Below are 24,096 nucleotides of genomic sequence, written 5' to 3'. Positions count from 1 at the left end.
CGCTTCCGCTACGCTCCCCACGGTACGAGGACTTCTTATGCGCCAGCCTTCGCTTGTTGGGACGCGTCCATGGATCGCCGCGATCGTCGCGATCGTCGCCCACGCAGCCATCGCGCTTCTCGCGCTGGTGATGCTCATGCCCGGATGCGGGCGTTCGAGCCTCGAGCCCGAGGTGCTCTCCGACGGAGGAACGACGGCAAAGCCGCCGGTCGCGTGTGGCCCTCAGAACTGTCCTACGGGCTGCTGCGATGCGACCGGTACGTGCCGCGTCGGCTCCGACCTGCGCGCGTGCGGTTCGACGGGGGGCAAGTGCAGTGACTGCGTCGCGCAAGGGCTCGACTTCTGCTCCGACCGCAAGACGTGCGGACGGACCGTCGCTCAGTGCAATGCGAGCACGTGTCCGAACGGATGCTGCTCCGTGGACGCCGCCGGTCGTCAGCAGTGCCTGCAGGGTATCGAGGCGACCTCCTGCGGTCGTGGCGGTGCGCGCTGCGAAGACTGCGTGAGCGAAGGGCGCTCCTGCGATGCGTCGACCCGCGCGTGCACGGTCGGCAAGTGCGATGCCTCGAACTGCGACGGCTGCTGCGTCGGCGACAAGTGCTTGCCCGGGCTCGACAACGCCTCGTGCGGTACGAAGGGGGAAGCGTGCTCGTCGTGCAAGGCGGGCCAGCTTTGCGACAAGTCCGCGACGGGCGGCGGCGGCGGCGTGTGCCGGGGCACGACCTCGTGCGGTCCCGCGAATTGCGGCGGTTGCTGTCTGCCCGACGGCACGTGCGTGGCCGGCACCGACTCCACCGCGTGTGGCAAGCAGGGCGCCGCGTGCGCGTTGTGCGCTGCCGGCCAGACGTGCGCGCCCAACGGTGATCCGAACGAGCGCACGTGCCAGACGCCGCCGGCGTGCAGCCCGGCGAACTGCGCCGGGTGCTGCCAGGGTAACAACTGTGTGATCGCCACGACGCCCGCTGCGTGCGGCAAGGGCGGGCTCTCGTGCTCGGCCTGCAAGGTCAACGAGATCTGCAACGGCGGCGTCTGCGAGCCGGCCGCCGGTTGCAACGCTGCCAACTGCGCGGGCTGCTGCATCGGCGACATCTGCGCGTCGGGCAACCAGAACACGGCGTGCGGTGCGGGCGGCGATCTCTGCACGAACTGCACGGGCCAGGGCGGTAAGGTTTGCCAGGGCGGCACGTGCCAGCAGCCCGCGTGCGGACCTGGCAACTGCGCAGGCTGCTGCGCCGGAAACACCTGCGTGGTCGGCACCCAGGACAACGCTTGCGGGCCTGCGAACGGTGCCCAGTGCAGCAACTGCACGCTCAACAATCAGATGTGCGACAACCGTCAGTGCATCGACAAGTGCGGGCCGGGCAACTGCGCCGGTTGCTGCCTAGGCAATGCGTGCGCGCCGGGCTTCGCGCGAAACGCGTGCGGCTCGGGCGGCGCGGCGTGCTCGAACTGCAACGCTGCCGGTTCGGTTTGCGACGTCGACGCCCGTACATGCTCGGCCGCGAACTCGTGCCCCAAGACGTACAACAGCTGCCCGAAGGCCCTCACGACGCCGGTGACGCCCTCGGTGCAGAAGGTCTGCTCGACCCTCGATCTCGACGCCATCCAGAGCGCATGCGGCTCCGCTGATTCGGCGAGCTGCGTGGCCGCCTTCAAGGTGCTCGCCATGACCAGCGGCGCGTGCGCGGCGTGTCTCTCGCCATTCGACGTTCCGTTCAGCAAGCTCGAAGGTCTCTACCGCTGCGCGGCGCCGTTCGTGAACGCGGACTGCAACCATTCGACCGCGTGCGCGGTCGACTGCGTCGACACCAGCTGTGACGGTTGCCCTGCGGTCAACGAAGACACGTGCCGTGGCAACGTGAGCGGCAACGGCGGGCAGTGCAGCACGTACGTCCTACCGACCACGTGCATCGCCGGTGCGCTCGGCAACAATCAGCTTTGCAGCCCGCTCACCTATGGCGGAAGCTTCGCCGACTGGATTCGCGCGATCGGCGCGCACTTCTGCGGCAACGGTCCCTGACGGCACGCGCCGAGAGCGTCCGCCGAGAACAACCTCCCGCAGAACCGCACCTGCCTTTGGGGCTGGTTCTCCTGTAGGTTGGTCGTGTGACGCGCGCAGGTTTCGACGAAGTCGTCCTCCTCACGGGCTTCCCATCGTTCGCCGCTCGGCGGATGTGTGTGGAGCTCGTGCGCGACCCTCGGACGTTCGTGCATGCTGTCGTGCATCCGAAGTTCGATGCCGAGGCGCGCGAGGCCTACGAGGCGCTCGCGCCCGAGGAACGGACGCGCGTGAATCTCCTCGAGGGCGATTCTGCCGCGATGGACCTGGGGCTGTCCGGTGCCGAGTGGAAGGCCCTCGCCGCCGAGGTCGATCGCATCCACCACATGGCGCAGGTCACGTATCTGAGCGCCGATCGCAAGCTTGCCGAAAGCGTGAACGTCGGCGGAGCGCGCGAGATCCTCGAGCTCGCCTCGGCGTGTCGTTCGCTCCAGTGCCTCGTCTTCCATTCGACGGCGCACGTCTCCGGGGACCGATCGGGCCACGTGCTCGAGCAGGATCTCGACAAGGGGCAGGGGTTCCACAACGTCGTGGAGGAGACCCTCGCGCGCGCCGAGAAGATGATGCGCGCGGCGATGCCCAAGCTGCCGATTGCCGTCGTTCGCCCGTCGATCATCGTCGGCGACTCGCAGACCGGCGAGGTCGATCGCTTCGACGGGCCGTACTTCCTCGTGCTCCTCATCGTGACGTCGCCGGCGGACTTTCCGCTCGCGCTGCCGGGCCGTGCCGACACGCCGCTCCACCTCGTGCCCATCGATTACGTGGTTCGGGCCTCGCGCGCGATTGGACGGGACCCTCGCGCCCCCGGTCGCACGTTCCACATCGGGGATCCGTCGCCTCTCACCGTGAAGCGCGTGTTCGAGCTCGTCGCCGCCGCGGGTGGTCGTCGCGTCCCTCGCGGGTTCATTCCGGCGAATCTCACGAAGGCGCTGCTCCGCACGCCCGGGATCGACCGGCTGGCCAAGAGCCCGCGGGCCTTCCTCGACGCCCTCGCGACGCCCGTGACGTACAGCTTCGCGAACACCGCGGAGCTGCTCGCGGACACGGACATTCGTTGTCCACCACTCGAGAGCTACGTCGATCGGCTCGTCGAATACGTGCAGTTCCGTCTGCGCGAGAAGTCGGCGCGTTCGGAGCGCGCGGAGAGCGACGACGTCACGGACCCCCTCGTCTGACCCCCGAACGGCTGGGCTCAGACGTCGTCGTCTTGCTCGTCGTCGTCCTCGAAGTCCGAACAGACGATCCATTCGTCGTCATCGACCGTCTCGCCGTGGCGGACGAGCTCGCGCAGCACTTTTCGTTCGCCTGCCACCTTCGCTGCTCCAGCGATGAGCTCGTCGCGCGTTTCCTCGTCGAGCGCCGGATCGAGGTGCAGCACGAGCGCTCCCACGGCGGTTGCGCGGTCGGCGAGCGCGTCGCGTTCGTCGGGACGGATGTTGTCGAGTACGACCACGACCTGAGGCATGGCCACGGCGAGGCGCTCGCACGCCGCCGGAATGTGAGCCACGCGTACGCAACGGATACCGCTGCGCTGGAAGATCATCGTCACTCGGTCGGCCAATGGCCGGAGTCCCCCGACGAGCATGCCCACGGCATCGAAGCGGCGAATGGCAGTGCTCTCCACGCCCTCTACTCTAGCGTTGAGCAAAGCCGCGAGTCGGCTTAAACAGGCGGTCATGGCGCGAAAGGCAGTAGCCCCGATGATCGGGGAAGGGATGGTCAGCAGGCGCCTGGTCGTCAGGGCCAAGGACGTGGCTTTCTTGAAGGGGGTCGTCGAGGCCCACGACGGTCTCGCGCAGGTCTTCGCCGAGTCGGGTGGTGACCTCACCCTGGCATCACCGGCAGACCGCGAGGCGGAGCTCGACGAGCTCGTCCGCGACCTCGCTTTGGAGCTGTCCGGGATCTTGGCCGCCCCGAACGATTCGTGACGCGACGATGACGCGTCCGCCCTTCGACTTCGACGTCGCCATCGTCGGCGGCGGTCCCGCCGGCACGAGCACGGCGCTGCATCTCGTCCGCAAGGAGGGCATCGCCGGGCGTCGACTCCTCGTGCTCGACAAGGCCAAGTTCCCTCGGGAAAAGCCCTGCGCGGGAGCCATCAGTCAGCTCGGCATCGACGTGCTGGGCGAGCTCGGCGTCTCGCTACGCGTGCCTTTCGTCACCATGAACGGCGTCCGGTTGCTGCTGGGCGACGAGCGCGCGGAGACCACGTTCCCCATGGGCTTGGTCGTTCGTCGGAGCGAGTTCGATCATCAGCTACTCGAGGACGCTCGGGCCGACGGCATCGCCGTCTGCGACGGTGTCGGCGTCAGCGCGATCACGCGCATCCCTGGCGGATTTCGCCTTCAGACAACCGACGGCGACCGGACCGCACGCCTGATCGCGGCCTGCGACGGTGCCGGCAGCACGGTTCGCAAGCGTCTTGGCCTTCGCGAGCCCGAACGGAAGGGGCATCTCTACGTTCTCGAAACCGAGGAGCTCGCATCGGACGACGGACCGTCGCGAGGCTACGTCGACTTCGACCTCACGGTCCTCGAAGACGGCCTGCAGGGCTACTACTGGGACTTCCCGACGGTGATCGGCGGCACTCCGCACGTCAGCCGCGGCATCTACCACGCGAACCTTTCCCGCGAGGCGAACGCGAACGTCGACGTGAAGGGCTCGCTGGCCAAGTCGCTTGCGAAGCGCGGTGTCGACATCCGCAAGGTGAAGCTCAAGCCGTTCAGCACGCGCCCGTTCGTGCGCGACTCGATCGGGTGGCTTCCCGGTGTGATCCTCGTCGGCGAGGCGATGGGCATCGATCTCACGACGGGCGAGGGAATCGCCCAGGCCATCGTGATGGGAGGGATGGCGGCTCGCCACCTCGGTCGCGCGCTTCGCACCGGCGGCACATCGTTCGAGGGCTACGAGCGCCAGATCATGCGCGACGTCGTGGGGCGCCACATGCTCCAGAGCGCGTGGCTCGCGCCGCGCGTCTACGGGCGCATCGGAGCTCCGGCGCGTCGGTATCTCCTGCGCTCGAACTACGCGCGGGAAGCCGCGATGCAGTGGTACGTCGGCCAGTCGCTACCGCGTACGACCCACCTTCGCCTCGCTCTCGGTCTCGGCTCGCGCGCGTTCGCCTGAGCCCGCTCACACGAGTGGGAAGCCGAACAGGCGAGCCGCATTTTCGCCGAGCAGGCCCGCGAGCGCCTGCTCCGAGAGACGGTGGGCGTGGATGCGTTTCAGCTCGCGATCCCACGCGTACGGGAGGTTCGGGAAGTCCGTGCCGTAGAGCACCCGCTCGGGCCGAATGTCGAGGAGCCGCCAAGGAACCTCGCCCCCGAAGTACCCTGCGACGGCCATCGTCGTGTCGAGCCAGAGGTTGTCGTACTTCGCGAGCAGGCGACCGTACGCGTCGAACTCGTCGGCACCGAGATGCGGAACCACGAGCGAGAGCGTCGGATGCGCGACGAGCACGCGCTCGGTTCTGTCGGCCGCGCAGAGCGTATGCGTGTCGATCGGGTATCCCACGCTGCTCGGCTCGCGTCCGGCGTGCATGACGAGCGGGAGCCGGAGGCGCGCGCAGGCGGAGTAGATGGTCTCGAGTCTCGGATCGTCGGGTGCGAACGTCTGGACATGGCAATGGAGCTTCACGCCGCGCAGACCGAGGGCCTTGCCTTCTTCGAGGATTCCGACGGGATCTTCGTCGTCGGGGTGGACTGTCGCGCAGCCGATGATGCGAGGCTCTTTCCGCGCGATGTCCGCGACGAACGCGTTCATCGAGCGCGCGATGCCGGGTTTGTGTGCATAGTGCAAGGCGATGGCGCGCTTCACCCCGCGGTCGAGGAGGAAGCGCACGACGTCCGGCGCCTCGAGCTTGTAGCGAATGGGCCAGCCGTACGTGTCGAACCATCGCCAGATGGCGCGAAACAGGCCGTCCGGGAACAGGTGCACGTGCGCGTCGACGACGGGCGGGAGCTCGGTAGGGACGCGCTCGCCTTCCTCGTCGTGCTCCGCCGGTCGCGGCATCTTCCAGGCATCGACCTCGCTCGGCGCCTGCTCTGCACAGCACGGAACGAGGTCGGACGATGCCATGCGATGCCTCGTCAGAAGTCGCCGGTGGCGCGTCCGCCGAGATCGTCGTCGTCGGTGACCATCTCCGGACGAATCGTCGGCGAGCGCGCGTCGACGTCGAGCGCACCGCCGTCGCCGGTCGGGAAGAGCGAACCCGAGTCGGGCGGCGGCGGAATGCTGGACATACCGCTGTGTCCGAGCGCGTTTTTGTGGTCGAGGAAGCGGAGCGTACCCGGCCCGCTCGTGCGTTCGAGCACGGCACGCAGATCGCCCGGCAGAGAGGCCTCGACGATCATCCGTGCGGCCTTCGTGGGGTGATCGAACTCGAGTCGAACGCAGTGCAAGAACGTGCGGTCGAGGGCGTTCTTCTCCTCGAAGAAGCGGTTCGTGGGCGCGTGCCCGTAGCGATCGTCACCGAGCAACGGGTGGCCGATCGCCGCGAGGTGGCGACGAATCTGGTGCGTGCGCCCTTGTTCGGGCACGACGCGGAGCACGGAGTGTCCGCTCGCGACGGCGAGGCGCCGATAGCGCGTGCGTGCGGTATACATCCTTCCGTCTTCGCGGAGGTCGCGCGTGATGCTGCCCTTGCTGGGCGTGACTCCGCGCGCGCCGGCGACGTAGATCTTGCGCGCGAGCTCGTGGCCGATGACGGCCTGCCACCGCGCCAGGTTCGCCGGATCCTTCACGAACATCACGAGGCCGCTGGTGCCGATGTCGAGTCGGTGAACCGGGACGGCGCCGTCGGCGCCGGGAATGCGACGCGTTCGCGCAAGAAGGGACGACGCGTATTCGCCCTGAGGCGTGGTCGGCTCGTGCGGACCCTTTTCCACGACGAGGATCTCTTCGTCTTCGTAGGCGACCTTCGGTGCGGGGCCGCCGGTCTTCCGGAGGATGGCGATCGTCTCGACTTCGTCCGTGAGCGGAATCATGTCGAGCGGGCGCAGCGTGGCGACGCCGTACCCGAGGCGCGTGAAGTGGTCGAGGTCGCGCGCGAGCGTATCGGGGTCGCACGAGACGTAGCCGATGGTCGGCAGCTCGAGGCGCGACACGAGCTCGCGTGCGAGCGGGCTCATGCCTCGACGTGGCGGGTTGACGATGGCGGCGTCGAACTTCACGCGCTGCTCGACGTACCGACGCAGCGCGGAGGCGACGTCCGAAGCCTCGGCGCGCACGGCGAGACCGTCTTCGAGTGCCGCTTGTTCCGCGTAATTCGCGGCGGGCGCGAACGACTCGACCATCTGCACTTCGGCGCCGGCTTGCGCGAGCGCGAGCGCGATCGCGCCCGAGCCGCCGTAGAGATCGAGCACGCGAATGCGCGTCCCGCTTTGGCTGATGCCGAGGACGTCGGCGAGCGTCTTGTGGATGCGTTCGGCCTGACCGCGGTGGGCCTGGACGAACGAGCCGTACGTTGCCTGGTGGCGCGCGAGACCGATGCGATCGGAGGCGGCCGATACGCCGTGGATGACGACGGTCTCGTTGCCGAGAATCTGCGGGGACTCGCCCTCGTGGAAGTTCACGGCGACGCCGGCGATCGACGGCGCTTCGCGCACGAGTGCGAGAGCGGCTTCTTCCAGCTTGGCGCGATCGGCGGCTCTCCCTCGTTGCACGACGAGCGTGACGAGCACCTTCGAGCCTTCGTCAGAGCGAACTTCGCGGAGGTCCACGGCGCGAAGAGCTCCAGATCCCGTCCGCGTCAGCGCCGCGCCGAGGCCGGGATCGAACGGCGCGAGCGGTCCACCATTCGCGGCGTCCGCGGCCACCTGCGCGCGCAGTCGCTCGGCGACGACGGCGAGGGCAGGCGAGAGGACCTTGCAGTTGGGAATGTCGACGACCTGATGACCGCCGCCCTTCGCATAGAGTCCGAGTTTGCCGCCGGGACCGACGATCAGCTTCGCACGCGTCCGGTATTCGACGACCGGCTCGGCCGCTGCGACGGGTTCCGTGTAGACGAGCTCGAGCGCCGGGTAGCGCGAAGCCGACTGCACGACGCGCCCGCGCTTCATCGCGAGCTGCTCGCCATACGGCAAGCCGATAATCGGGCAGCCGCCGCATCGATCGGCGTGCTCGCACGTGACGCGGTTGGTCCCGTCGGAAGGCGGAGGTGGAGGCACGAGACTCAGCAAGCTCGTGTCGCCCGGGCTTGTCCTGTCGGGAGGCGCCATCGGAGGGCCCAGATTAACACGCAATCTCGGACTCGGAGGCGAGAGCAAGCACCAGCTTGTCCGTTCTTGGCGGCAGAGGTGTGCGAGGGTCGGGCCCGAGGGCCCTTTTTACGGATGGGCCTGCCGGGATACGGTGGGGAGGATGTCGCATAGGTCGCCTTCGAACGGCACGCATCTCGCGCGACCGGTGGCTGGCGATGTCATCGCCCCTCTCCATGTCGCCCGAGCAAATCCGGTCGCTCGTCGCGGTCGATGCGCGTTCCGACGTCTGGCCCGACGCCCGGAAAGAGCCGAAGAGGTCGCCTTCTCCCGCGGCGGGTAACAACCCTCTTCTGCTCTGACGATTTTCGATCAGGATTCGCGCAACCGACCTCGCGAGTCCCGCATCCGAAGAGATGTGAAGGGGAACGCGGCGATCAGAACACGATGCGAGATGCGAGCATGGTGCTCCACATCTTCGTCGTCGGGATGGCGTCGGCCTCGCGCTCGTCACGGATCAGAAGCGTGCCGCCGGCTTCGCACGCGATCTGCCAGTTACGACTGATCTGCGCTTCCACTCCGCCGCCGATTTGCGCTGCGATCTCGATGGATCGCGGCGTGAAGGGCAGGATGGTCGTGTCCGTGCGCCACTGGCCCACGCCGAGCTGTGCGAAGGGAGTGACGCGTGTGTTGCTGAGGCGCACTCGCGTGAGCACCATGCGCGTAGACGAGCTGAGCCGCATCCCGTCGACGAGACTCAGACGGTCGCCGGCGAGTCGGTAGGTCTGGCCCCAGTCACGGGCCACGAACGAGACGCTGGGCGCAACACCGAACCACGCGTTGCCGCTGTTCTGCGTGAGCGGCTGGCCGAAGCGCTCGCTCTGGAGAAGCGCAACACGACCACTCGATGCCGCATTTGCGCGGTCCGGATTCTCGGAGCCGGTGCGCGCGTAGTGGTCGATGTCGACGAGAAGCTTCCCCCAATCGATTCCGACGTGGGGCTCTGCATGAGCGCTCGTCGCAAGCGTCGTCGCGGTGGCTGAACATGCCGCACACGCGAGGATGGCCGCTAGCTTTCGCGTCATTCGAGAGTTAACTCCTATCGTTGGATCGCCGTAAGCGCGAGCCATGGAGGCGGGTTGCTGCCCAATTCCGTGGCATTCCCTGAGGCACTGTCTGCAGGAGTCCGACACGCTTCAGGCTTCGTGCTTCCGTCGACGTGGAATCCAGCAAGCGACGTGCCGGTCGCGCTTCCGCGCGGCAATTCTCGGCGTTCTCGATGCCGCGTGTCTTTCCATACATCTCGGCGAGCGCCGCCATAGAGGCGCGGGGTGGATGATGCATGCACCACCCCCGAGGACCGCCGTCCTCTTCTCCTCGTTCGAGGCGTTCCGAAACCTCGCGGCACCTCGTTGCGTATCGTCCAGCGACTTTCGCACCCGAGTCGGTCGTGCCCGCCTTCGCCTTGCCCCCGAGCTTGCCGTTCGTTGCGTCCCGCGAGTGCGAGCTCGTTCGTGGTAGGAAGGCTCGCGTGGCGTCTGGCGAGGAAGCGAAGCCTTTCGAAGAAAGCGCGCTCCTCGATCGCGCGATGGATCGCTACGCCGCTGGGGACGACGCCGCTTTCGGCGAAGTGTACGACCGCCTCGTGCCTCGGCTTCACGGCTTTCTCCTCCGGCGGACCTCCGATCGCGCCCGCGTCGAAGACGTGATTCAGCAGACGATGCTCCAGATTCACCGGGCGCGAGGCCGCTTCGTTCCTGGTGCCCGCGTGGTCCCGTGGGCGTTCGCCATCGCGCGTCGGCTGCTCGTCGACCAGCATCGCCGCGGCGACCGCGAGATCATCGCCAAGTCCGACGACGATTCACGCGAAGAGCTCCTCGTCGCGCTCGACACGCCCTCGGACGACGTCGTGGCCGCCAAGGAGATCGCCGCGCGCGTGGAAGAGGAGCTTGCACGCCTCCCCGAGAACCAGCGTACGGCCTTCGAGCTCATCAAGCGTGACGGGCTCAGCGTTGCCGAGGCCGCCGAGATGCTCGGAACCACCGTCTCGGCCGTCAAACTGCGTGCACATCGCGCGTACGAAGCCCTGCGCTCCGCCCTCGCGGATCTGGCGCCCGAGCGAGCTGCAAAGGGGGACCGATGAGCCACGAGCGCGCATCCTCCGAAGATCTTCGCGCCCGCGTGATGGCCGAGGCCGCACGTTCGCCGTCGCCGACGCGTGCCCAGCATCGGCGACGTTCGCTCGTCTCGACGTTCCTGGCCCTCGTCGCGATCGTGGGGGTCTTCTTCCTCACGGGCGGCGGCATCGTTCCAGGCAACAGGCCGGCGCAGCTCATCGCCTTCAGCAGCGGTATTGCGCTCTTCGTGTCGATGGCCCTCACCATGTTCGCATCGGTACGCGGCTCGCGTTCGATGCTCGGGCCCTCCACGCGTTCGCTCTACCTCGTGTGCGTGCTCACGGCGCCGCTGCTCGGCGTCGCCGCCCTGCTTGCCGCGTCGATGTGGCCGTCCGTGTCTGCGGTTCCTGCGACGGGGAAGAGCGATATGTCCTGCGCAGCGCTCACGCTCGTGCAAGGCATCGCGCCGCTCCTCGCGTTGATCGTGCCGCGACGCGGGACCGACCCGGTGCATCCCGCAGTGACCGGCGCGGCGCTGGGGACGACGGCCGGGGCGTGGGCCGCGGCCATGGCCTACCTGCGATGCACGCACCCTTCGCCGTTCCACGGAATGCTCGCGCACATCGCGCCGGTCTTCGTCCTTGCGCTCCTCGGTGCGGTGCTCGGTGCGCGGATGCTTCGCGTTCGCCGTTGAAGGACTCTCGATGAATCGACCGATGCGTGTGCTCATGGTCTCGGCCGAGGTTGAGTCTTTCGCGCGCACGGGCGGGCTCGGAGACATGGTGGCCGCCCTGTCGCTCGCGCTCGCCAAGCTGGGGCTCGACGTCGTCGTCGTGACGCCGCGGTACGGCATCACGCGCGTGCCGCCCAATGCACGCCAGTGGCCGGAGCGCGTGGACGCTCGCTGGGGCTGGGGCCCTTCCGACGTGAGCCACGCGACTGTCCTCGAGTGCGAGGAGAGCTTCGAGGGCGGGGGCCGTCGCCGCGTGTGTTTGCTCGACGTGCCGGAGCTCTTCGACCGCACAGGCATCTACGCCGATGCCCGCGGCGAGTTCGCCGACAACGATCGTCGCTTCGCCGTGCTTTCGCGCGGTGCGCTCGAGGTCGGCACGCGGGCCTGGGAAGGCGGCCCGGACGTCCTCCACGCGCACGATTGGCACACGGCCTTCGCGGTCGTCTACGCGAAGCTCGTGATGGGGGAGCGATGGGCGAAGCTCCCCGCGGTATTCACCATCCACAATCTCGCGTTCCAGGGCGTTTACGGCGAGAGCACGCTCGATCGCACGCATCTTCCGCGCAGTGCCTTTCGTCCCGAAGTGCTCTGGCACGACGGGGCCGTCAACCTGATGAAGGGCGCCACCGCGCTCGCGGATCGAATCACGACCGTCAGCCCCACCTACGCGCGCGAGATCCTCACAGCGGCGGGCGGGGCGGGGCTCGATCTCCACATGCGTGCCCACGCCCATCGGCTCGTGGGGATCTTGAACGGCATCGACACCGACAGTGCCGATCCACATACCGATCCGGTTCTCGCGCGTCGCTACGACGTGACCTCGTTCGAGGTTGGACGCGCGGCCTGCAAAGCGGTGCTCCTGCAGTCGGTCGGTTTGACCGATTCCGATGGTCCGCTCTTCGGGTGCGTGGCCCGGTTGACCTGGCAGAAGGGGATCGATCTCGTGCTTCCCTTCGTCGACGCCATCGTCGCGCGCGGTGGTCGGCTCCTCGTGGTCGGACAAGGCGAGACTGAGCTCGAGCATCGCTTCGTGGACGCCGCCGCGCGTCATCCCGGCAAGGTGGTTACGAAGATCGCGTTCGACCCGCCGCTGTCGCGTCGCGTCTTCGCCGGTTCGGATTTCTTCCTCGCTCCGTCGCGTTTCGAGCCCTGCGGGCTGACGCAGCTCTACGCGATGCGCTACGGCGCGCTTCCGATCGTCACGAACGTGGGCGGTCTGCACGACACCGTCGAGCCGATCGCCGACGTGGGCTCGGCCCGTGAGCGAGGTGTCGGAATCGTCGCACCACGCGCCGACGAAGCCTCGCTTCGAATCGCCTTCGAGGCTGCGTTCGAGCTCTACCGCGACCGTCCCTCGGTCGCCCGAGCGGTCGCACGGGCGATGCGTAAGGACGTCTCCTGGTGGGGGCCGGCGCGCGCGTACGTCGCCCTCTACGAGGACGTGCTCGGCGGTTGATCACTGTTCGGCGTTCGGCTGCGGCAATCATCCGCGGAGCGTCGCGCGCGCGTCTGAGAAAGTCGCTCGCGTCGACACTCGACGAGAAACGTCGCCATCAGCGCGAGACGTCGTTGGACCTCGTGTAGCTCTCGAGGACACACGTTCGACCCGCTGATCACGATGTCGAAGTACGCTCCTGTTGCGGTTGCCAACAGCGCCTCGCGCGCGCCGGCCATCGTGGTGACGTCGACGTGAGGAGGGAAGGCTTGTTTCGTCTCTTCGCGCAGGACGTCGTCCGGCTCGATCACGAGCACACGCACAGTCGCGAGGTAACCCAACCAACCTCTATCCACGTCGTGATATTACGGTCGGTGGGCGCGACAATTCAGTCCGGGGTGACCGATGGACGACCAGCGGAACAAGGGCAGCCGGCCACGCATCCTCATCGTCGACGATGTGCCGGCGAACCTCCTCGTGCTCTCCACTCAGCTCGAAGGGCTCGAGTGCGAGATCGTGCGGGCCAACTCGGGCATCGAGGCGCTGAAGCTCCTTCACGACGGGGACTTCGCCGTCGTGCTGCTCGACGTGCAGATGCCGGACATCGACGGTTATCAGGTGGCCCGCCACGCTCGCTCGATCGCGCGCACACGTGACATTCCGATCATCTTCCTCACGGCGATGCTCGAGACGGAAGAGAACATGCTCCGCGGGTACGGTACCGGCGCGGTGGACGTACTCTTCAAGCCGGCGAACCCGACAATCCTGCGCAGCAAGGTGCAGGTCTTCCTCGACCTGCAGACGAGCCGCGCGCGGCTCGCGGCGGAGATCGAAGCGCACCGCCGCACGATGGCCGACCTCGAGTCGTTCAACTACTCCGTTTCGCACGACCTGCGTGCCCCGCTTCGCGCGGTCGAGGGCTTCAGCCGAATCCTCAAAGAGGAGTACGGCGCGAATCTCGGCCCCGACGGCCTCAAGTACCTCTCGCGCGTCCTCGAGGCCGCGCACACGATGGACCGGCTGATTCAAGATCTGCTGCGTCTCTCGCGCGTGCTCCGCGCCGATCTCACGCGCTCGAAGGTCGATCTCTCGGCGCTCGTTCGCCGTGCGCTCGAACGCCTCGAGGCCTCCGACCCGCATCGCAAGGTCGACACCGTCGTCCAAGACGGGATCATCGTCGACGCGGACGCGGGCCTTCTTGCCGTCGTCGTCGACAACCTCCTCGGGAACGCGTGGAAGTTCACGAGCAAGAAGGCGCACGCTCGCATCGAGTTCGGCCGACTGGGCTCCGGGCCGCGCGCGTCGTATTTCGTGCGTGACGACGGCGCGGGATTCGACCCGACGTATTCGAGGAAGCTCTTCGGCGTCTTCCAGAGACTCCATTCGACGACGGAGTTCGACGGCACGGGGATCGGCCTTGCCACCGTGCATCGGATCGTCACGCGCCATGGCGGGCGCGTTTGGGGCGAGGGCATGACGAACGAGGGGGCGGTCTTCAACTTCACGCTCGGTGAGGAGTCGCTGAAATGAACACCCCGAGAAGAGTGCTGCGGGCCCTGATCGTCGAGGACTCCGAGGTCGATGCAGAGCTCTTGCTCTATGAGCTCTCGCGGCGTGGATTCGAGGTGACGTACGAACGCGTCGAGACCGCGCATGCGATGCAGGCCGCGCTCGAAAGCCGGGCGTGGGACATCGTGCTCTCCGACTTCTCGCTTCCCACGTTCGACGCGTTTCGCGCGCTCGAGGTGCTCAAGGCAAGCGGGCTCGACATCCCTTTCATCGTGGTGTCGGGAACGATTGGCGAGGAGACCGCCGCCGATGCGCTCGTCGCCGGCGCCGGCGACTTCATCGTCAAAGGGCGTCTGGCGCGGCTCGTGCCGGCGATCGAGCGCGAGCTCCGGGAGGCGAAGGTCCGCGCCACCTTGAGCCGCACCGAAGAGCAGCTGCTCCACGCCCAGAAGATGGAGGCTGTCGGGCGTCTCGCCGGCGGCGTGGCTCACGACATCAACAACGTCTTGAGCGTCATCTTGATCGGCGCCGAGCTCGTCTCCGGGGCGCTGTCACCCGACGACCCCATCCTCGAAGACGTGGAAGACATCCGGACGGCAGGGCTGCGTGCGACGGCCCTCACGCGCCAGCTTCTCGCGTTCAGTCGGCAGCAGGTCATGGAGATCCGCGTGGTCGATCTCAACGAGGTCGTGACCGGCGTGGAGAGCATGCTCCGGCGCATGATCGGCGAAGACATCGAGCTCACCACGCGATGCGGCGAGAACATCGGCAAGGTGGAGGTCGACCCGGGGCAGATCGAGCAGGTCCTCATGAACCTCGCTGTCAACGCGCGCGACGCCATGCCTCGAGGTGGCCGGCTCACCATCGAAACGCGCCGCGTGACGCTCGACGAAGACCGCGCCTCGAGCCTCGTCGAGGTCAAGCCCGGCGAGTACGTCGTGCTCAGCGTCTGCGACGACGGGACCGGCATGGATCGCGCCACGCAAGCGCGCATCTTCGAGCCGTTCTTCACGACGAAGGAGCAGGGACGGGGCACCGGCCTCGGGCTCTCGACCGTCTTCGGGATCGTGCGCCAGAGCGGCGGGCACATCTTCGTGCACAGCGAGGTCGGCGTCGGCTCGACCTTCGACGTGTACTTCCCGCACACCGAGCGGGCGAACGTCACGCCCGTTCTACGCACACAGCCCGTGGGCACGTTGCAGGGGAGCGAGACGGTCTTGCTCGTCGAAGACGACGAGGCGGTACGCACGCTCGTTCGCGTGGTTCTTCGCAAGCAAGGCTACGAGGTGCTCGAGGCCCGCGCCGGCGAAGATGCGTTGCGCCTGTGCCAGGAGCATCCCTCCGAGATTCATTTGCTCCTCACCGACGTGGTGATGCCTCGCATGGGCGGCGAAGAAATCGCCAAAGCACTACGTCAGGTGCGGCCAAGCATGAAGGTGCTCTTCATGAGCGGCTACACGAAGAGCGCCGTCGTCCAGGATGGCGCGACCGACGTGCCCGTCGCGTTCCTGCAGAAGCCGATCACGCCGGAGGTGCTCCTCCGCAAAGTGCGCGCGGTGCTCGACGACTCTTCCCGGCCGAGCCTCGCGGCGCTCGTCGGGTAGGCGAGATCAGATCGGCTTGGGTGCGAGCCGTGCCGCGCGGCGGGCCTCGCCTGCCGCTTGCGAAGCGCGGACTTCCTCCGAGTCGAGCAGGAGCGGAGGAACTTCGGTCGGCTTTCGATCCTGGTCGATGGCCACGAACGTGACGTGCGCGTCGACACACGGCCAACGGCGCCCAGTCATGGCGTCTTCGCCCTGCACGACGACTTCGATCTCCATCGAGGTGCGGAACACCGCCGTGACCTTGGCGTCCAGGCGAACGACCTCGCCGACACGCACGGGCTGCTCGAACTTGAGATCGTCGACGAACGCCGTCACCGCCATGTGGCCCGAGTGGCGCTGCGCGCAGATGGCGCCGGCAAGGTCGACCCAAGCCATGATCTGACCGCCGAACACACTACCGAGGGCGTTGGCGTGCTGGGGCAGCACGTATTCGGTCATTTCGGTTCGACTGCGTGCTTGCGATCTGGGCTCGAGCGCCATGACCGCTACATCGCATCGATGCCAGCCCGCGTCGCGAAAAATGCGTAAGGCTGACCTTGCGGCGTTCACCGCTCCGAGGCGTGCGATTGGTCGCGCGGGACCACGACCTCGAACTCCGTCGACGACGCGTTGGACGAGACGGCGATAGCACCGCGGTGGGCGTCGATGATCTTGCGCACGATGTAGAGCCCGAGGCCCAGTCCGTCTCCACGCCCCGTTCCTCGACGGAACGGCTCGAAGAGGTGAACGATGAGGTCGGGCGGAATCGGCGAGCCGCTGTTGGCGACGCGGAAGAACACGCGGTCGGAGTTCCCCCTCAGTGAAAGAAAGATGGGCCGCTCCTCGCTGCCGTGCACCACCGCGTTGGAGACGAGGTTCTGCATGACTTGGGCGATGCGATCGCGGTCCCAGGTTCCGCGCGTGTCCGTGCGATCGTGGTCGAATCGGAAGTTGCGCTGCGGATTGGCCTGGCGGAACTCGTCGACGACCTCGGCGCAGAGCGGGCCCATGTCGAAGGTCTCCGCGTGGAGCTCCAGCCCGCGCGAGCGGAGACGGGCGAAGCTCAGAAGGTCGTGGATCATGCGCTCCATGCGTCCCGCGCTCTGGACGAGGCGCGAGGCCGTCTGAGCGACCGCCGGATCCTCGTGTTGCGTCATGAGGGTCACGCCGAGGGCAATCGACGCGAGCGGGCTCCGGAGGTCGTGTCCGAGCGCACCGATCAGCATGTCGCGTTCGGCTTCGTCGCGTTTCCGTGGCGTGATGTCGTGGAGCGTTCCGAGCAGACGAACCGCGTGGCCGTTCTCGAAGATGGCGCGCCCCATCGAGGCGAGCCAGCGCTCTCCTTCGGGCCCCTTGCCGGGAACCTTGAACTCCATACGGTACTCGCCGTTGCCGTTTGGGTCGATGGCCTGGCGAAACGCGGCGTCGCGCTTGACGAGATCCTCGGGGTCGAAGCGCTCGAGGAATCCGTCACCGGAGAGCTCGTTGTCGTTGGCGAACCCCATCATGATGCGCGCGCGCGGGGACCACCATCGCTCTCCGCTCGTCAGATCCAGCTCCCATAGCGCGAGCTCCGCTGCATTGAGGGCGAGATGACTGCGCTCCTCGAGCTTTCGCAGCATGGTCTCGTTCGCGGCGACGAAGCGCGCCACGGCTTCTTCGTGTGCGTGCGCGCAAACGCAAGCGGCCGCCTCGGAGGGCGCTCCGGATCGAGCGAACGTCTCGCGCAACACCCAGAGCTCACGCGCGAGCTCGACGAGCTGATCGCCGGTTTTCGCCACGAGCTGCGGCGCGAGGATGTCCGGCGAATCCTGCGGAGCTCGCAGCCAGTCGGATGCACGACGCAACAGGCCCGCGAGGTCCTGTTCCAGCATGAGGTGCGGGCACGGTGGCGCCGGCAACCCGGCTGCTCGCGCATGCGAGGCGAAGGTCGCGAGCACCCTGCTCGCGCTCGCTTCCAGCCCGTCGTTCATCGTCGTCTCCGCGTGCCGTCGGGAGCCATGATCCGATGGTTCCCAGCATGGCGCGCGCGGTGATCTTCGCCAACCTCGGGCGCGCAAACACCCCACGGCGCTGTGACCCGTGCTCGAGTCGGAATTCGCGGACGTGCTCTACGGCTGCTCTAAGGCGGGAGCACGCGCACGTCGAGATTCCATGGGCCGTGGTCACCGGCGAAGCCGTCGATCTGAACCCAGTAGGTCCCGGCTGCGAGCTTCGTATCGAGGAAGCTCCGTCCACCACCGGCGCCGACGTAGCAGGCGTCGGGCACTTCGATGCCGGGGCACGTCGAGCCTTGTCGGATGTCGAGAAGAGTCGTGTAGAGCGAGCCGGACATGTCGAAGACGACCCGCTTCGGTGCGGCGAGATCGAGGCGCATCACCTGATCGTTCGCTCCGCCGATGGGCTGGCCAGGCGAGTCGCAGGCGGCGCTGAAGTTGGCCGTCGCGTTCGTCGTGTCGCCCGTGTAGAAGCCGCCGCTGCCGTCGATCGTCCCGGGCGCCGCGCAGTCGTCCGCGCCGCTCACCGGCGTCGGCGCCGTGGCTTTGCGCACGAGGACGTCGAGGCGTGCGTTCTGTCCGAGCGCGTCGGCAATGACGACGCGGTAGCTTCCCGGCGGGAGATTGCGCTTGGAAATGCGGACGGGCGTGAGGCCGCTCGTGCACGCTACGACGTTCGACGGGGTGCACGCAGCCGTGTTGAGGGACACCGCGCCCTGATCATTCGGACCGAAGCGTCCGATGACGAGAACGTCGCTTGCTTCCGTGAGCGTCAACTCGTAGGCAGCGGCTGGGCCTCCGGGGAAGCAGCCGTTCTTGATGGCGTCTTCTTGGCCGCCGAGGTCCACCGTGACCGAACCGTTTGCATCGATCTTCGGAGCGGTCGAGCAGCTCTGGTTCGGCGGGGTGGGGGTCGGGGCGAACGTCTTGACGACGACGCTCGCGTCGAGCTGGCTCGTTCCGGCGACGGCGAAGACGTGCGTGCCGGCGGGAAGGCTGCGCGCGAAGACGGGAGGCGTGGGGCCGACGCGGCAGCGTAGCTCGTCGGTCGCGCAATTCACGTCGCGCATGGTGACCATCGGCTGACCGCTGCCCGCGATCGTCGACGCGAAGATCTTCACGTCGCGCGGCGTGTCGAGCGTGAAGGCGTACGTGAGCTCACCGGTCTTTGCCGATAGACAGCCGGAGGGGAGGTCCTTCTTCGCGTCGACGAGGGAGACGACGAAGGGAACGTCCGGAATGACGGTGACGGGCGCGTCGCACGTCTCGTTGGTCGGAGCGCTCGTCGGAGCGCTGAAGTCGACCTTCACGTCGACAGGGCCTTCGCGCTGCGTCGTGACGATGGCGTAGACCTTGCTCCCCGCGGGCACGCTTCGGGCGATCGCGCGTGCGTTCGCCACGCCGGCAACGTGTCCGCAGCTCGTTTCGCTCGCCGTTTGTCCGCAGGTCGATTGCAGAGCGATCGCCACCTCGTTCGCGGCCGACTGTGCGGTGACCCAGAACGCGATGTCCGACGGCGGACCGCCGGGCGCCCCAGGAGCGGTGGCGGCGACGACGACGTCCTGCGCTGCGGCCGGCGTCTTCACGCTGCACGTGGTCGCGTAGTCCTTCTTCGAGCCGACCGACGTGAGAAGGTACGTCCCGGACGTGGTCACCTCGAAGGCCGTTTCGCAGACGTCGCTCTGCGCTTTCACGCAAGGCGTCTCGTCGATTTGGCCGTCACAGTTGTCGTCTTTGAAGTTGCCGCAGACTTCCGCGTGGAGGCTGCTGACCGTCGGATCCGTGTCGTCGCAGTCGCGCGAGCCGACACAATGGTTGTCCGGGTCACCGTCGCCGTCGACGTCGCGCGGGCTGTGCTCACAGGTCTTCGTTGCTTCGACGCAGCGGTCGATCGTGCACGGACTGTCGTCCTGGCACGTCATGACGGACCCGGCGGTGCAGCCAATGCGCAGGACGCACTTCTCCTGGCCGTTGCAATACACGTCGTCGGCGCACACCGTGTCGTCAGGAACGTTACGGCACCGCGACAACGTCAGGTCGCATCGATCGAAGGTGCACGGGATGGCGTCGTCACACTGGCTGTCTTCGCTGCACGGACCGCCGAGCGTGGGATCCAAGTCCGGCGTGGCGTCGGGGGTGACGGCATCCGCTTCGAGCCCGGCGTCGTAGGGTTGGACGAAGAGGTCGGGGCTGTCTTTCCCGCAACCGGCGTGCAGGAGCGAGGTGACGAAGGCCCCGACGAAGATGGCGACGATGCCGGAGGTGCGGACGCGCGACGACACGTTCTACCCCAAGGCTTTGGCGAGCGGCACGTCGTGACCCTTCGGGCAGCGCGCACGCATCTCGCGCTCGGCTTTCTCGAGTGGGACGTGGAAGACCGTGCCGCATTCGGGGCAGCGCACTTCGATGTCATCCTCGTTCTGGCGCTCGGTCGGGTCTTTCCCCATGGGGCAGAAGCCTATCATCAAGAAGGCTGCCGTCCGCCGACTCCTTCGCTCCGGCTTGTGCTACGCATGAAGACCTTTGAAGAGGCTCCTGTCGCTTCGCGCCGTGCTCGTCACGGGAAAGGGTGGGGTGGGCAAGACCACCGTGGCCGCTTCGATCGCGAAGTACGCTGCGGCGCAAGGCAAGCGCGTTCTTTGCGCCGAGATGGTCGGAGGCGGGGAAAATGCGCGTGCCGAAGTCACGTCGGCGCTTGCGCAGGCGCTCGGCCGGAAGGACCTCGACGATCAGCCGGTCGACATCGCTCCGAACCTCCGAGCGGTCGCGCTCTCTCCCGCGCTCGGCCACCAGAAGTTCCTGCGCGACGTGCTTCCGATGCGCCTCCTCGCGGACGCGGCGATGCGTTCGGGAGCGATCCGGCGGTTTCTCTCCGCGGCGCCCACGTTCCCCGAGATGGGCGTCCTCTACCGTATGCTCGAGCTCGTTCGCCAGACGCGACGCGACGGAAGCTTCGAGCACGACCTCCTGGTCGTCGATCTCCCCGCGACCGGGCATGCGCTCGCGCTCGCCCAGATCCCCGCGTCGCTGCTGCGCGTCATTCCGACGGGACCCATCGCAACGGCGGTTCGCGAGGGGCTTGCGCTGCTGCAAGACCCGACGTGCACCGGCTCCGTGGTGGTGACGCTTCCGGAGACCCTGCCCATCAGCGAGGCCATCGAGCTCTGCACGGGCATCGAGCAGCACAAGATTCCTCTCGCAACGGTCTTCGTGAACCGAGTCCCCTACGATCCGTTCTCCGACGAGGAGCGTGAAGCGGTGCGGACCATGCTCGACGGCAAGCCGCCCACGCTCGGCGAGCGAACCATGGAACGCATCGATCGATCGCGCGTGGCCCTGGCACGCATCTCGGCGGCGGTGCGCGCGCCCATCGTCGCCCTCCAAGACGTGTTTCTCGAGGGCTCCAAGTTGACGGACGAGGTCGCGCTGCTCATGGATTCGGCAGGTCCGGCGTGATTGCGAGACCTGCCGACGTGAGTCCGAGCCTCGGAGAAATGGCTACGTTCATCGATCCGCTCGTGCGGACGAAGAAGGTCATCGTGTGTTGCGGCGCCGGCGGCGTGGGCAAGACGACGACGGCCGCCGCGATCGGAGTTGCGAGTGCCGCGGCCGGGCGGCGGGTGCTCGTCCTGACGATCGATCCGGCACGACGCCTGGCCGAGGCGATGGGCATTCCGGAGGCCGCGCGCGAGCCCACGGCCGTTCCTCGTGCGAGGCTCGACGCGCTCGACGTGCCCCCGGAGGGCGAGCTCTCCGCCTGGATGCTCGCGCCCGAGGTGGTCTTCGAGTCGATGGTGCGGAAGCTCGCCAAAGACGAGGCGCACGCCAAGGAGGTCTTCGCGAACCGCCTCTATCAGCACTTGTCGAAGATCGTCGCCGGCATGCAGGAGTACACCGCGGCCGAGGCGCTTCACGCGCTCTCGACGGACGGTCGCTACGATCTCGTCGTCCTCGACACACCGCCGTCGCGCAACGCCCTCGCGTTCCTCGAGGCGCCCCGCAAACTGGCCATGTTCCTCGACGAGCGGGTCATCGGTGTGTTTCTGCCACACAAGAGCGCGTTCATGCGCGCTGCGTCGGACCTCATCGAGAAGGTCTTCACGCGTGCGTTCGGCGCTGGTTTTTTCGACGATTTGCAGTCGTTTCTCGGGGTTTTCTCGGGAATGTTCGGCGGCATGCGGGCCCACGCCGACGCCGTTCGGTCCCTCCTCTTGTCGCAGGATGCAGCGTTTCTTCTGGTGACGAGCCCCGAGCCTGCAGCCCTCGCCGAGGCGGCCTTCTTCCAGTCGAAGATTCGCGAGCTCGGCTTGCCCTTCGCGGGCTACGTCCTCAATCGCAGCTGGGCATACACGCGCGGCTTCGTGGGGCCCGAGACCATCGAGCTTCCCGAGGGAGCCGGCGACACAGAACGTCTGGCCTTACGAAAGCTCGGACAACTGGCCGACACGGAGCGCTGGCGTGCGCAGCGCGATCGTGATCTGCTGGCGAAGCTTCGCATGCAGACGGAATCGGGTGCTGCCATTGCGACGCCCCACCTGGGCGGGGCCGTTGAAGACTTGGCCGGCCTGGGAGCTTTGGCCAAAAATCTCGTCCAGCTCGACAATCGGTGACGGTGACGAGGATTGTCGCGACGGACGAAAGTCACTGATACCATGGCCCACCGGCAGGGTTTTCTTGCCGCCCGCCCGCACGAATGAAGGCCGCCGACTTCCACAAGCTGCCGCGCGCCATCCAGGACCGATTCGTCGGCTCCGTCATGAGCGGCTTTCCGCCGGCTCCGCTCCTCGCGCAGAAGGGCGGAACACAGACGAAGCTCCTGTGGATCGGCCTCTCGGTCGGGGCGTTCATCGGCCTCGTGATCGTCACGAAGCTCGGATACGGCTCGCTCGACAGCAGCCTCTCGCTGCATACCTGGCGCGCGCTCGTGATCTACGGCGCGCTCGTTTTCGGCGTCGCCTTCGGTCTCGTCCAGGCATGGACGCTCATGGTGCGCGAGCGCGCGCTACCCTACGCGGCCGGCCTCTATCTGTTTCCGGCATGCGTGATCGATGCGCGGAGCGACCGCTTCCGCGTGTTCGACACGAAGGAGCTCAGCGCCGTCGACATTCGCGGCAACGCCGTACGTGTCGCCTTCGGCTCCACCGAGTTCATGTTCCCCGTGGCCGATCCCGCGCGGCTCGCGTCGATCGTCACCGAGATCCAGGCGGCGCGCGATCGCTCGATGCACGCGCACGCGACGGAAGATCCGAAGGAGCTCGTCGCGGTCGACCCGCTCCACAATCCGCGGTTCTCGAGCCCGGTTGGCCCGCGCGACTCCTACGAAGTGAAGCGGCCGCCTTGGAAGACGTTCGGCTGGGCGGTCGCGGCCGTCGTTGCCGTGATCTTCGCGCCCACGCTCTGGGCGCTTCGCAACAGCGGCAGCGACAAGACCATGTACGCCCGCGCGACCAAGGAGAACGACACGGCCTCGTACCGTGCGTATCTCGAGCGCGGTCACGCGTACACGGCGCAGGTCGCCGACTTCGATCTGCCGCGCGCCGAGCTCCGTGACGCGGTCGCCGCGGGAACGGTCGAGGCCCTCGTCGCGTACAAGACCGCGCATCCCCAGTCGCGTATTGGCAACGAGCTCGCTGGCGAGCTGCGCAGCGCCATGCTCGCCGAGCTCGAGAAGGCGAAGTCGCAGCTCACGCTCGAGGCACTCACCGGCTTCGCGAAGCGTTACCCGGATCACGGCATCGAACCGGAATACAGGGCGGCCCTTCACGCCGTCTACGCGCGCGAGCTCGAAGGCTACAGGCAGCGTGCGCCCACGAAGGACAAGGCGGTCGTTCCGTTCGTGGAGCGCCTCTTCGCCTGGGTCGAGAAGCGTGGGCCGCGCGTCGAGATTCGCTTCCGTCGCAAGAAGAGCGAGTCGCTCGGTCGCGCCGATGGCGCCATCGCGAAGACGCCTTCGTTCGCCGGCGAAGTCTCGTACCCCACGCACTACTTCGACGACAAGCATGCGCTCGGCCGCGAGCAAGCGCTCGGCAAGGCGCTCACGGCGAAGTTCGATGCCGGCTTCTCCGCGGAGCTCTTCGACGTGACCATGGGCGCCGTCGTTCCGGTCGACGCCGAGAACCTGCCCGACATCTCCGTGCCCACGCTCTTCATCACGCACGGCGCGGAGTGGTCGGGCCATTCGTACCAGGCCACGCGTCCGCGCGGCGCGTACGTCGGCATCATCATGCCGTTCGAGGCGTTCTTCGTGATCCCCGGCGATCCGAAGGCGTTCAAGTTCAAGTACGACCTCTTCAAGCCCGCGCCGCTCCAGCTGCTCAAGGAAGACGACACGCTGACGCCGGGACCCGCCGAAGAGAAGGTCTACGAGACGATGGGCCAGGAGGGCTTCGAGCAGTACGGCAAGCGCCTGCTCGCCCACTTCTTCGCCGACAAGAACGACAAGGCCGAGAAGTCGGCGGAGAAATAG

At 67.3% G+C, this 24,096-nt stretch carries 20 protein-coding genes; 12 read left to right on the top strand and 8 right to left on the bottom strand.

The features are described from left to right. Window positions 1–37: 37 nt before the first annotated feature. The gene (locus tag AKJ09_RS46455) at window positions 38–2,020 is read left to right on the top strand and encodes a hypothetical protein (protein WP_146654292.1); all 1,983 of its coding nucleotides are present in this window, start codon (window positions 38–40) and stop codon (window positions 2,018–2,020) included. 86 nt (window positions 2,021–2,106) lie between these two features. Further along, window positions 2,107–3,234, top strand: coding sequence for an SDR family oxidoreductase (locus AKJ09_RS46450; RefSeq protein ID WP_146654291.1), 1,128 nt, complete (start codon window positions 2,107–2,109; stop codon window positions 3,232–3,234). 17 nt (window positions 3,235–3,251) lie between these two features. On the opposite strand, the gene AKJ09_RS46445 is transcribed toward AKJ09_RS46450, so the two are convergent. Next, window positions 3,252–3,806 (bottom strand): hypothetical protein, encoded by a 555-nt coding sequence (locus tag AKJ09_RS46445; protein WP_146654290.1) that lies wholly within the window; start codon window positions 3,804–3,806, stop codon window positions 3,252–3,254. A gap of 4 nt (window positions 3,807–3,810) precedes the next feature. Between AKJ09_RS46445 and AKJ09_RS53850 the strand changes: the two genes are divergently transcribed. Together AKJ09_RS53850 and AKJ09_RS46440 are read left to right on the top strand one after the other, a co-directional pair. Then, on the top strand, window positions 3,811–3,987 hold the full coding sequence (locus tag AKJ09_RS53850; RefSeq protein WP_169928475.1) for a hypothetical protein: 177 nt from the start codon (window positions 3,811–3,813) through the stop codon (window positions 3,985–3,987). Window positions 3,988–3,994: 7 nt separating this feature from the next. Continuing rightward, on the top strand, window positions 3,995–5,185 hold the full coding sequence (locus tag AKJ09_RS46440) for an NAD(P)/FAD-dependent oxidoreductase (RefSeq protein WP_146654289.1): 1,191 nt from the start codon (window positions 3,995–3,997) through the stop codon (window positions 5,183–5,185). A gap of 6 nt (window positions 5,186–5,191) precedes the next feature. Here AKJ09_RS46440 and AKJ09_RS46435 read toward each other — a convergent pair whose 3' ends face one another. From AKJ09_RS46435 to AKJ09_RS46425, 3 genes are all read right to left on the bottom strand, one after another. After that, window positions 5,192–6,136 carry an amidohydrolase family protein gene (locus tag AKJ09_RS46435; RefSeq protein ID WP_146654288.1) on the bottom strand — a complete coding sequence of 315 codons (945 nt, stop codon included), beginning with the start codon at window positions 6,134–6,136 and terminating at the stop codon, window positions 5,192–5,194. Window positions 6,137–6,147: 11 nt separating this feature from the next. Continuing rightward, window positions 6,148–8,277: a pseudouridine synthase gene (locus AKJ09_RS46430; protein ID WP_146654287.1), complete on the bottom strand. Its 2,130-nt coding sequence runs from the start codon at window positions 8,275–8,277 to the stop codon at window positions 6,148–6,150. A gap of 416 nt (window positions 8,278–8,693) precedes the next feature. Further along, complete coding sequence (locus AKJ09_RS46425; protein ID WP_146654286.1) at window positions 8,694–9,341, bottom strand: hypothetical protein; 648 nt, start codon at window positions 9,339–9,341, stop codon at window positions 8,694–8,696. 446 nt (window positions 9,342–9,787) lie between these two features. Here AKJ09_RS46425 and AKJ09_RS46420 point away from each other — a divergent pair, with 446 nt between their 5' ends. The 5 genes from AKJ09_RS46420 (at window position 9,788) to AKJ09_RS46400 (ending at window position 15,654) form a co-directional block, all read left to right on the top strand. Then, on the top strand, window positions 9,788–10,399 hold the full coding sequence (locus AKJ09_RS46420; RefSeq protein WP_169928473.1) for an RNA polymerase sigma factor: 612 nt from the start codon (window positions 9,788–9,790) through the stop codon (window positions 10,397–10,399). Beyond that, window positions 10,396–11,067 (top strand): NrsF family protein, encoded by a 672-nt coding sequence (locus AKJ09_RS46415; protein WP_146654284.1) that lies wholly within the window; start codon window positions 10,396–10,398, stop codon window positions 11,065–11,067. The genes AKJ09_RS46420 and AKJ09_RS46415 overlap by 4 nt, the downstream gene beginning before the upstream one ends. Before the next feature lie 10 nt (window positions 11,068–11,077). Then, complete coding sequence (locus AKJ09_RS46410) at window positions 11,078–12,562, top strand: glycogen synthase (RefSeq protein WP_146654283.1); 1,485 nt, start codon at window positions 11,078–11,080, stop codon at window positions 12,560–12,562. Window positions 12,563–12,946: 384 nt separating this feature from the next. Then, window positions 12,947–14,071, top strand: coding sequence for a sensor histidine kinase (locus tag AKJ09_RS46405; RefSeq protein WP_146654282.1), 1,125 nt, complete (start codon window positions 12,947–12,949; stop codon window positions 14,069–14,071). Further along, on the top strand, window positions 14,068–15,654 hold the full coding sequence (locus AKJ09_RS46400; protein ID WP_146654281.1) for a response regulator: 1,587 nt from the start codon (window positions 14,068–14,070) through the stop codon (window positions 15,652–15,654). The genes AKJ09_RS46405 and AKJ09_RS46400 overlap by 4 nt, the downstream gene beginning before the upstream one ends. Window positions 15,655–15,660: 6 nt before the next feature. Here AKJ09_RS46400 and AKJ09_RS46395 read toward each other — a convergent pair whose 3' ends face one another. The 4 genes from AKJ09_RS46395 to AKJ09_RS53845 all read right to left on the bottom strand — a co-directional run bounded on the left by AKJ09_RS46395 (window position 15,661) and on the right by AKJ09_RS53845 (window position 20,077). Further along, on the bottom strand, window positions 15,661–16,092 hold the full coding sequence (locus AKJ09_RS46395; protein ID WP_240488858.1) for an acyl-CoA thioesterase: 432 nt from the start codon (window positions 16,090–16,092) through the stop codon (window positions 15,661–15,663). Window positions 16,093–16,199: 107 nt separating this feature from the next. Continuing rightward, on the bottom strand, window positions 16,200–17,606 hold the full coding sequence (locus tag AKJ09_RS46390; RefSeq protein WP_146654279.1) for a sensor histidine kinase: 1,407 nt from the start codon (window positions 17,604–17,606) through the stop codon (window positions 16,200–16,202). Window positions 17,607–17,755: 149 nt separating this feature from the next. Further along, window positions 17,756–19,912, bottom strand: coding sequence for a MopE-related protein (locus AKJ09_RS46385; protein WP_146654278.1), 2,157 nt, complete (start codon window positions 19,910–19,912; stop codon window positions 17,756–17,758). 3 nt (window positions 19,913–19,915) lie between these two features. Then, window positions 19,916–20,077: a hypothetical protein gene (locus AKJ09_RS53845; protein ID WP_169928471.1), complete on the bottom strand. Its 162-nt coding sequence runs from the start codon at window positions 20,075–20,077 to the stop codon at window positions 19,916–19,918. Between the two features lie 76 nt (window positions 20,078–20,153). On the opposite strand from AKJ09_RS53845, the gene AKJ09_RS46380 reads away from it, so the two are divergent. The 3 genes from AKJ09_RS46380 to AKJ09_RS46370 all read left to right on the top strand — a co-directional run bounded on the left by AKJ09_RS46380 (window position 20,154) and on the right by AKJ09_RS46370 (window position 24,096). Next, window positions 20,154–21,086 carry an ArsA-related P-loop ATPase gene (locus AKJ09_RS46380; RefSeq protein ID WP_146654277.1) on the top strand — a complete coding sequence of 311 codons (933 nt, stop codon included), beginning with the start codon at window positions 20,154–20,156 and terminating at the stop codon, window positions 21,084–21,086. 38 nt (window positions 21,087–21,124) lie between these two features. After that, window positions 21,125–22,240, top strand: a complete 1,116-nt coding sequence (locus AKJ09_RS46375) for an ArsA family ATPase (protein WP_146654276.1) — start codon at window positions 21,125–21,127, stop codon at window positions 22,238–22,240. 83 nt (window positions 22,241–22,323) lie between these two features. After that, complete coding sequence (locus tag AKJ09_RS46370; protein WP_146654275.1) at window positions 22,324–24,096, top strand: hypothetical protein; 1,773 nt, start codon at window positions 22,324–22,326, stop codon at window positions 24,094–24,096.

The sequence above is a fragment of the Labilithrix luteola genome, from assembly GCF_001263205.1.
Taxonomy (GTDB): Bacteria; Myxococcota_A; Polyangia; order Polyangiales; family Polyangiaceae; genus Labilithrix; species Labilithrix luteola.
This window is presented reverse-complemented; position numbering and strand designations above follow the sequence as displayed.

Coding starts and splice junctions, on each gene's coding strand:
- AKJ09_RS46455 (WP_146654292.1), top strand. CDS start 38: ATGCGCCAGCCTTCGCTTGTTGGGACGCGTCCATGGATCGCCGCGATC.
- AKJ09_RS46440 (WP_146654289.1), top strand. CDS start 3,995: ATGACGCGTCCGCCCTTCGACTTCGACGTCGCCATCGTCGGCGGCGGT.
- AKJ09_RS46435 (WP_146654288.1), bottom strand. CDS start 6,136: ATGGCATCGTCCGACCTCGTTCCGTGCTGTGCAGAGCAGGCGCCGAGC.
- AKJ09_RS46430 (WP_146654287.1), bottom strand. CDS start 8,277: ATGGCGCCTCCCGACAGGACAAGCCCGGGCGACACGAGCTTGCTGAGT.
- AKJ09_RS46425 (WP_146654286.1), bottom strand. CDS start 9,341: ATGACGCGAAAGCTAGCGGCCATCCTCGCGTGTGCGGCATGTTCAGCC.
- AKJ09_RS46415 (WP_146654284.1), top strand. CDS start 10,396: ATGAGCCACGAGCGCGCATCCTCCGAAGATCTTCGCGCCCGCGTGATG.
- AKJ09_RS46410 (WP_146654283.1), top strand. CDS start 11,078: ATGAATCGACCGATGCGTGTGCTCATGGTCTCGGCCGAGGTTGAGTCT.
- AKJ09_RS46405 (WP_146654282.1), top strand. CDS start 12,947: ATGGACGACCAGCGGAACAAGGGCAGCCGGCCACGCATCCTCATCGTC.
- AKJ09_RS46400 (WP_146654281.1), top strand. CDS start 14,068: ATGAACACCCCGAGAAGAGTGCTGCGGGCCCTGATCGTCGAGGACTCC.
- AKJ09_RS46395 (WP_240488858.1), bottom strand. CDS start 16,092: ATGACCGAATACGTGCTGCCCCAGCACGCCAACGCCCTCGGTAGTGTG.
- AKJ09_RS46390 (WP_146654279.1), bottom strand. CDS start 17,606: ATGAACGACGGGCTGGAAGCGAGCGCGAGCAGGGTGCTCGCGACCTTC.
- AKJ09_RS53845 (WP_169928471.1), bottom strand. CDS start 20,077: ATGGGGAAAGACCCGACCGAGCGCCAGAACGAGGATGACATCGAAGTG.
- AKJ09_RS46375 (WP_146654276.1), top strand. CDS start 21,125: ATGGCTACGTTCATCGATCCGCTCGTGCGGACGAAGAAGGTCATCGTG.
- AKJ09_RS46370 (WP_146654275.1), top strand. CDS start 22,324: ATGAAGGCCGCCGACTTCCACAAGCTGCCGCGCGCCATCCAGGACCGA.